This is a genomic window from Streptomyces sp. L-9-10 (assembly GCF_004151105.1).
Lineage (GTDB): Bacteria > Actinomycetota > Actinomycetes > Streptomycetales > Streptomycetaceae > Streptomyces.
In genome coordinates, this window is the sequence record NZ_PHRF01000125.1 from 1 (window position 1) to 8,733 (window position 8,733).

Sequence of the window (8,733 nt, forward strand, 5' to 3'; positions counted from 1 at the left end):
CCCCGTCGGAGCGGGGCCGCCTTCCAGTTTTCCGCTTTCGCGTTTCCCTTTCCGGCGATTCCGACTCTATCAGATCCTTTCGGGCCTGATTCCCAGTCGAAGTGGGCTTGTCATCCCGGCTGTTGGGCCGTTCCGACGTCCCAGACTCTAGCGGATTCCGCAGACGACTCATAATCGAGTCTTCGAAATTAATTTCGGCATGCCGAAATTCATCCCGGCTGGGAGATCGTGCTGAGTTTGGGTGCCGCTGCTGCGGCGGGAGTGGCTGTCGCAGAACCGTTCCGGCCCCGTGACAACTCGAAGAACCTTACGGACCGGCCGGGGGCCTGTCAAACCAACCCCGCCTCAACCTCAACCCCCGCACCCCCGCCCGCATCCGCCCCAGTCCTAGTCCAGGTCCTTCAGGCGTCCGCCCGCGTCCGGCTGGGCGTGTTCCACGCGGCGCAGGAGGCGGATCAGCATCTCGCCGAGGACTCCGCGTTCGTCCCCTGACAGGTCCTGGAGCAGCTCCTCCTCGAACTCGGAGGCCATCCTCATCGCGGCGAGCCACTTCGTACGGCCCTCGTCCGTCAGCTCCACGATCACGCGGACGCGGTTGTTCTCGTCGCGGTCGCGGGTGACCAGGCCCTCGCCCGCCATGCGGTCGATGCGGTGGGTCATGGCCGCCGGCGTGAGACCGAGGCGCTTGGCGAGTTCGCCGGGGCCCAGGCGGTAGGGGGCTCCGGCGAGCACGAGGGTCTTGAGGACCTCCCACTCGGCGTTGCTGATACCGAGGTCGGAGACCTGCCTGCCGTACGCCACCTGCATACGGCGGTTCAGCCGGCCGAGCGCCGAGACGATCTGCTCGACCTGGGGGTCGAGATCCCGGAACTCGCGCTGATAGGCGGCGATCTGCTCGTCGAGGCTCGGCTCCTGGGGGCCAGGCGTACCGGGTTTCTCGGGGGTGTCGGACATCGGGGCAGTATGCCACGCATCTCTGTTGGCGTTGAAGTCCTTCGGTGTGTATTGTTAAGACCCTAACTTTAGCTTTGAAGTCTTGAGACTTCAGTTCTTCGATTTCTGAGGCAGGTGAGTGTGACCAGGGCGATGGGCGCTGCGATGCGCCGGATCCAGGCAGGGAACGCGCTGAGTGCGTTCGGGCTGGGGTTCACGGTTCCGTACCTCTATGTGTATGTGGCTCAGGTACGGGACCTGGGCGCGGGTACGGCCGGTGCCGTGCTGGCGGTCTTCGCCATGGCGGCACTGGTCGTCCTGCCGTTCACCGGCCGGGTCATCGACCGGCGCGGGCCGCTGCCCGTACTGGTGGGCGGCGCGGTACTGGCGTCCGTGGGCGCGCTGGCCATGGGGGTGTCCGGGAGCGTCCCGGCGGCCGTGCTGTCGGCCACGCTTCTCGGTGCCGGTACGGCCGTCATGCAGCCGGCCCTGGCCACGATGATCGTCTGGTGCTCGTCGCCCACGACACGGACACGGGCGTTCGCGACACAGTTCTTCCTGGCGAATCTGGGGCTCGGGGTCGGCGGGCTGATCGGCGGGCAGCTCGTCGACGAGAACAGGCCGGGAAGCTTCATGCTGCTGTTCTCCATCGAGGCCGTGATGTTCCTCGTCCTGGCGGGCATCGCCCTGACCGTCCGGCTGCCCCGGCCGGGCGCCCTCGCGGGTGCCGTACCCCAGGACGCCGTTGACGGCGGTCGGGGTGGCGGAATGCGGGCGCTGCTGAGCCACCGGGCCATGCTCCAGCTGTGTGTGCTGGGGTTCGTGCTGTTCTTCGCCTGCTACGGGCAGTTCGAGTCGGGGCTCGCCGCCTACGGCACCGAGGCGGCCGGAATCGATCCGTCGACGCTCGGGATCGCGCTGGCCGCCAACACGGCGGTGATCGTGATCGCGCAGTTCGTGGTGTTGCGGCTGGTCGAGCGCCGCAAGCGCAGCCGGGTGGTCGCGGCCGTCGGGCTGATCTGGGCGCTCGCCTGGGTCATCGCGGGGTACGCGGGGCTCGGGCACGGCAGTCAGCTGATGGCGACGGTCGCCTTCATCTCGACGTACGCGCTGTTCGGGCTCGGTGAGGCGATGCTGTCGCCGACCGTGGCCCCGCTGGTGGCCGACCTGGCTCCGGCGTCGATGGTCGGGCAGTACAACTCGGCGTTCGCGCTGGTCAAGCAGCTCGCCCTGGCAGTCGGTCCTGCCGTGGGCGGTCCCATGGGGGCCGCGCTGCACGGCCCGTACATCGTGACGTTCGTGCTGTTCTCGCTCGGCATCACCGCGCTGGCCCTCCGGCTGGGGCGGCAGCTCACCCCCGTACAGGACCAGCCCTCGCTCGCGTCCGCCTCACGCGTGGTCGTCCGGCACCAGCCCGAGACCGGGACCGAGGCCGCCCTGGCGCCGACGCGCTGACCCCTCGTCCCTTCATCCCTTTCCGGTGAACGGGCGGTCAGTGCGGCAGTGCGAACTCGCACCACACCGCCTTGCCGCCGCCCGGTGTACGGCGTGATCCCCAGGACGAGGCGATCGTCGCGACGATCGAGATTCCGCGGCCCGCCTCGTCCGCCGGTTCGGCGCGGCGGCGGCGCGGCAGATGGTCGTCCCCGTCCGTCACCTCGATGATCAGCCGGCGGTCGGTACGGCGGAGTCTGAGACGCATGGGCGGCGTGCCGTGCTGTAGGGAATTCGCCACCAGTTCGCTGGTGGCCAGCACGCCCAGATCGCGCAGCTCGACGGGGAAGCGCCAGGAGGCGAGCACCCCCATGGCGAAGGCGCGGGCGCGCGGGGCCGCCTCGATGCCGCCGAGCAGATCGAGCGCGGCGTTGTGGAACAGCTCCGCGTCCGGGCCGGTGCGGGAGGGGTGTTGCAGGACGAGCACCGCGACATCGTCGTCATGGTCGGCCGTGACGCCCTGGGAGCGGATCAGCCGGTCGCAGACGACCTGGGGTGACCCCTTCGCGCCGGAGAGCGCGCGTTCCAGGGAGGCGACGCCCTCGTCGATGTCCTCGCCGCGCCGCTCGACCAGGCCGTCGGTGTAGAGGACGGCCGTGGAACCGGGCGGGAGCGGGATGGAGCCGGAGGAGTGCAGCCAGCCGCCGGTGCCGAGCGGCGGGCCCGTCGGGTCCGCCGCGCGCTGGACCGAGCCGTCCTCCGCCCGTACCAGGATCGGGAGATGGCCGGCGGACGCGTAGACGAGCCGCCCCTCGTTGGGGTCGTGGACGGCGTAGACGCAGGTGGCGATCTGGCTGGCGTCGATCTCCGCGGCGAGTCCGTCGAGCAGCTGGAGCACTTCGTGCGGCGGGAGATCGAGCCGTGCGTAGGCGCGGACGGCCGTACGCAGCTGGCCCATGACGGCGGCGGCGCGCACGCCCCGGCCCATGACGTCGCCGATGACCAGGGCCGTACGCCCGGCGCCGAGCGTGATCACGTCGTACCAGTCGCCGCCGACCGCCGCGTCCTCGCCGCCCGGCTGGTAGGTGGCGGCGACGCGGAGATCGTCGGGCTGCTCCAGTTCCTGCGGGAGCAGGGAGCGCTGGAGGGTGACCGCGGTCCGGCGGTGTCCGCGCTCGCTGGTGCGAAGGCGGTCGGCCGCCTCTGCGTGGTCGGTGACATCGGCGGCGAAGACGAGGACGCCGCCGGAGCCCTGGCAGTCGACCGGGGTGCACGTGACGGTGTACGAGCCTTCCTGGGCACCGCCGTCGACCTGTTCCTTGCCCTGCCCCTTGGCGGCCTGTCCCTTGGCCGCCTGTCCCTTGGTCGCCTGTGCCTTGGCGGCCTGCTCCTTGCCGTGCTCCTTGGCCTGTTCCTTCTGCCGGCCGCGGACCTGGACCTTGCGTGACTTGACCGTGCGCGGCTTTCCGCTGCGGAGCACCTGGTCGAGCAGCGGGAACAGCCCGAGTTCCGCCAGCTCGGGGCAGCTCGCGGCGGCCGTGGCGCCGAGCGGGCGCGGGCCGAAGGCGGCGGCGTACGCGTCGTTCACATACGCCACGCGGTGCTCGGGGCCGTACAGCAGGGCGACCAGGGCGGGCAGTCCGCCGAGGATTTCCCGCAGGGAGAGGTCTTCGAGGGCGGGAACGTCCGTCACAGGTTCCGGGTCGGGTTCGGGGTCGGGCCGCTGCTCGTACTCACCACGGGCCGCGGGCACGGAACCGCGGCCCGTTCGCCCGGCGGCGCGGCGTTGCGTACCGGGGAGCCGGGCGCTCCAACGCGTGAAGTTCACGGAATCTCAGGCCTCATGGTGTCGATGTGCTGTTCGTCTTGGCCGGGCTGGTCGAGCCGGGGCAGGTCGTCGGGGCCGGATTGCGCCGAGCGGGCCGGATCACTCTCTGTGCAGATGTGAACCCACCTATGGTCACACGTCCAGTGTGGCCGACCGCACTGACCACGGGGCCAGTCGCGTCTTCTACGTGTCCTTGGGGCGTTCGGGACGTTCGCCTCCTGCGGCGAGTTCGAATTCGGCGCGCGGGTGCTCCAGCGAACCGAGGGAGACGATCTCCCGTTTGAAGAGCCCGGAAAGGGTCCATTCCGCGAGGACGCGGGCCTTCCTGTTGAAGGTGGGGACGCGGCTGAGGTGGTACACGCGGTGCATCAGCCAGGCCGGATAGCCCTTCAGCTTACGGCCGTAGACATGCGCCACACCCTTGTGGAGACCGAGGGACGCGACCGAGCCCGCGTAGGCGTGACGGTAGTCCTGAAGGGGTTCGCCGCGCAGGGAAGCGACGATGTTCTCGGCGAGGACCTTGGCCTGGCGCAGCGCGTGCTGGGCGTTGGGCGCGCACTCCGTGCCGGGCTCGTCCGCCGTCAGATCGGGGACGGCCGCCGCGTCGCCTGCCGCCCAGGCGTGCTCGACGCCGTCGACGGAGAGCTTCGCCGTACAGAGGAGGCGGCCCCGTTCGTTCAGCGGCAGATCGGCGGCGGCGAGGATCGGGTGCGGTTTGACGCCGGCGGTCCAGACGACCGTACGGGTGCGGAAGCGGGCGCCGTCGCTCAGTACGGCGACCCGGTCCTCGCAGGACTCCAGGCGGGTGTCGAGCCGTACGTCGATATTGCGGGCGCGCAGCTCGCGTACGGCGTAGGTGCCCATCTCCTCGCCGACCTCGGGAAGGATCTTGCCGGTGGCCTCGACGAGGATCCACTTCATGTCGTCGGCCTTGATGTTGTGGTAGTACCGCGAGGCGTAGCGCGCCATGTCCTCCAGTTCGGCGAGCGCCTCGACGCCCGCGTATCCGCCGCCGACGAAGACGAAGGTCAGTGCGGCGTCGCGGATCGCGGGGTCGCGGGTGGAGGAGGCGATGTCCATCTGCTCGATGACGTGGTTGCGCAGCCCGATGGCCTCCTCGACGGTCTTGAAGCCGATGCCGTGGTCGGCCAGACCGGGGATGGGGAGGGTACGGGAGACGGAGCCCGGCGCGAGGACGAGTTCGTCGTAGGTGAACTCGACGGTGCCGGTTCCCTCCTCCTCGGAGCCGAGGGTCCGCAGGGTGGCGGTGCGCTTGGCGTGGTCGATGGCCGTGGCCTCGCCGATGAGGATCGTGCAGCCGGGCAGCACTCGCCGGAGCGGGACCACGACATGGCGGGGAGAGATGTTTCCGGCCGCCGCCTCCGGCAGGAACGGCTGATACGTCATATATGGGTCGGGCGACACCACGACGACTTCGGCCTCGCCGCTCTTCAGCTTCTGCTGGAGACGCAGCGCGGTGTACATCCCGACATAGCCGCCGCCGACCACGAGAACGCGCGTGGCGGGCGAGGGAGCGGGGGTCGTCCCCCGGGAGTTCTCAGCCTTCACCATCCCATGACGCAACGGGCCCCGGTGTTTGTCCACAGGCGCGACAGATTGTGTGACGGGAGGCCGTTCGCGGTCCCGCGCGGGAAAAAGCGCGGGGATTGCCGGAGGAACGCAGGTCAGCGCGGGCGCGGGCGGGGGTGGGAGGGGGGTGAATCAGGCACCTTCCGGTCCTTGCTCCGATCGGGGGGCGCTCCGTGCGGAACCACCCCCTTCTGAATTGACCCGGGCTCAACTATGTTCGTACCTCGTCGGGGTGTCCGGCTCGTGACTGGACCGCGACCTCGGCTGTCAGGGCGGGGAGTCTCCGGGGGGAGACATCATTACCGGGGGAACGCTATGCACATTCAGGATTCGCATCGGCAGGCTGCCGTCGTTTCGGACGACGGCGGAAGAACGAGCACGACTGCGGACAGAGCAGGCGCGGCGGGCACAGTAGGTGCCGCCGTGGGCACGGCAGGTACGGGTGGAAGCGGAGGGCCGGGGTCCGCAGTGACGGGCTCCGGAGGGCCAGGATCCGGAGGACCGGGTTCCGGAGGGACGGGCCGCTCGGCGCCGCTCCGCGTGGACGCACAGCGCAATCTGGAGCATGTACTGCGGGCGGCTCGCGAGGTGTTCGGCGAGCTGGGGTACGGGGCGCCGATGGAAGACGTGGCGCGCCGGGCCAGGGTCGGGGTCGGTACGGTCTACCGGCGGTTCCCGAGCAAGGACGTTCTGGTCAGGCGGATAGCCGAGGAGGAGACGTCCCGGCTGACGGACCAGGCGCGTACGGCACTGGGGCAGGAGGACGAGCCATGGTCGGCTCTCTCCCGCTTCCTGCGCACCTCGGTGGCGTCGGGCGCGGGACGGCTGCTGCCTCCGCAGGTGCTGCGGGTGGGCGCGGACGCCGAGGACGAGTCGGTGGGACGGGTCGCGCCGGAAGCGGTGGCGGGACGGGTCGCGCCGGACACGGTGACGGGACGGGTCGCGCCGGACGAGGCGCGGGTGCCGCAGCAGCGGCAGGCCGGCCGGCCCGAGCTGCGGGTGGTCGGACAGCGGTTGTCGGCGGAGGACCTGGACGACCCGGGCGCCATTGAACTGCTGGAAGTCGTCGGGCAACTGGTGGAGCGGGCGCGGGCGGCGGGCGAGCTGCGGGGCGATGTGACCGTGGCCGACGTGCTGCTGGTGATAGCCACGCCCGCTCCCGCGCTGCCGGACGCCGCGCATCAGGCGGCGGCCTCGGCACGGCTGCTGGACATCCTGCTGGAGGGGCTGCGGTCCCGGCCCGCGTAAGGCGAGGTCCGTACGTCCGGTCACGAGGGTCCGTCCGGCCCTCGTGACCGTCCTGTCTTGCCTCGAACAGGCTTACCGATAAACGCCCTTGATCCTTCCCCGAAAGGGTGAAGATTAAAGCGATCGTCTGGGAAACCGCCCCGGATGAGTGGTTGCCGGGCGGGAAGGCCCGGGGCGGCGCGGCGCGCTGTGGCACGCTGGCCCGGTGTTCGGGTCAGAGGGGTGCGTACGGGGGCTTCCGCGATGAAGGGTGACGGACGGGACAGGCCGCTTCGAGGCGGCGGAACCGGCGGAGGAACCGGCGGCGCCACCGAGGGCGGTGCGGGACCCGAAGGGGCGTCCGCACGGCAGGTGCCGAGCCAGGGCGGACCCAAAAGGGCGCCGGGGCCCGGGAGTTCGGGGGCACGTACGGGTCGTGGAGGTCCGGGCGACCCGGGCGGTCCTGGCGTCCCGGGCGGTCCGGGCGACCCGGGCGGTTCCGGCGCCGGGGCCCGTATGCCGCGTCCGTCGACCGGTGGCGCCGTCGGCCCGGCCGGTGCGAGCGGGCCCACGGAGGCGGAGACCAGCGTGCCGCCGCAGCGTGAACGGAGCAGCGGTCCTCCCGTGGAGCAGCCCGCAGAACCAGTCGTGGATCGGTCCGTTGATCAGGCTGCGGATCGGTCCGTCGGTCGGTCCATGGATCAGGCCGCGGATCGGTCCGTGGATCAGCGGACACTCGAACTGCCCGCTGCCGGGCGGCCCCTGTCGGACGCCGATCTGATCCAGCGGATGCGGGCCGGCGACGACCACGCGTACGAGGAGCTGTTCCGCAGGCACGCGCAATCGGTGCGCCGTTACGCCCGCTCCTGCTGCCGTGACGCGCATACCGCCGAAGACCTGACGGCCGAGGTGTTCGCCCGTACCTTGCAGGCGGTACGGGGCGGAGCCGGGCCCGAGCAGGCGGTGCGCGCCTATCTGATGACGACCGTACGGCGCGTGGCCGCTTCCTGGGCGAAGTCCGCGAAACGGGAGCAACTGGTCGAGGACTTCGCGGTGTTCGCGGCACAGGCCGTGCGCGCCTCCGAGGTCTCGGACGCGGACGCCCTCGATCTGGGCGCGGACGTCCTGGCGATGCGCGAGGCCGAGCAGTCCATGGCCATGCAGGCGTTCCGCAGCCTGCCCGAGCGCTGGCAGGCCGTGCTCTGGCACACCACGGTGGAGGAGGAGTCGCCGAGCGAGGTCGCGCCGCTCTTCGGGCTGTCCGCCAATGCCACGGCCGTGCTGGCCAGCCGGGCGCGCGAGGGCCTCAAGCAGGCGTATCTACAGGCCCATGTGAACTCGGCGCTCATCGCGGAGGGCGACTGTTCCCAGTACGCGGACCGGCTCGGGGCGTATGCGCGCGGCGGGCTGCGGATGCGTGCCGAACGCGGGCTGCGCAAGCATCTGGACGAGTGCGTCAAGTGCCGCCTCGCGGCGGGCGAGCTGGCCCAGTTCAACGCCGAGATCCCGGCCGTGGTGGTCCTGCCGATCGCGGTGATCGGGTGGTTCGCCGCCGGCTACTCGCTGAAGGCGGCCGGGATCGTGGCGGGCGCCGCCGTGGGCGCGACGGGCGCCGGTGCCGCCGCTGCCGCGACCGGTGCCTCGGGGGGCGCCGCCGCCGGAGCGTCCGGCGGGGCAGCGGGCGGAGTCGCGGGCGGGGCAGCCAGTGGGGCCGCGGGCGG

General features: G+C 71.1%; 6 protein-coding genes. 3 read left to right on the forward strand and 3 right to left on the reverse strand.

Annotation, left to right across the window (positions count from 1 at the left end):
- Nucleotides 1–387: 387 nt before the first annotated feature.
- Nucleotides 388–954, reverse strand: a complete 567-nt coding sequence (locus tag CU044_RS29220; protein WP_129771768.1) for a MarR family transcriptional regulator — start codon at nt 952–954, stop codon at nt 388–390.
- A 132-nt stretch (nt 955–1,086) separates the two neighbouring features.
- Here CU044_RS29220 and CU044_RS29225 point away from each other — a divergent pair, with 132 nt between their 5' ends.
- Complete coding sequence (locus CU044_RS29225) at nt 1,087–2,388, forward strand: MFS transporter (RefSeq protein ID WP_193564106.1); 1,302 nt, start codon at nt 1,087–1,089, stop codon at nt 2,386–2,388.
- A 37-nt stretch (nt 2,389–2,425) separates the two neighbouring features.
- Here the strand turns inward: CU044_RS29225 and CU044_RS29230 are convergent, their stop codons facing one another.
- Both CU044_RS29230 and CU044_RS29235 read right to left on the reverse strand, forming a co-directional pair.
- The gene (locus CU044_RS29230) at nt 2,426–4,195 is read right to left on the reverse strand and encodes an ATP-binding SpoIIE family protein phosphatase (RefSeq protein WP_129771770.1); all 1,770 of its coding nucleotides are present in this window, start codon (nt 4,193–4,195) and stop codon (nt 2,426–2,428) included.
- Between the two features lie 183 nt (nt 4,196–4,378).
- Nucleotides 4,379–5,767 (reverse strand): FAD-dependent oxidoreductase, encoded by a 1,389-nt coding sequence (locus CU044_RS29235; protein WP_129771771.1) that lies wholly within the window; start codon nt 5,765–5,767, stop codon nt 4,379–4,381.
- Nucleotides 5,768–6,100: 333 nt separating this feature from the next.
- Between CU044_RS29235 and CU044_RS29240 the strand changes: the two genes are divergently transcribed.
- Complete coding sequence (locus tag CU044_RS29240; RefSeq protein ID WP_240045914.1) at nt 6,101–7,033, forward strand: TetR/AcrR family transcriptional regulator; 933 nt, start codon at nt 6,101–6,103, stop codon at nt 7,031–7,033.
- Between the two features lie 675 nt (nt 7,034–7,708).
- The coding region (locus CU044_RS38810) for a sigma-70 family RNA polymerase sigma factor (RefSeq protein WP_275670233.1) at nt 7,709–8,733 on the forward strand (1,025 nt) is incomplete at its 3' end.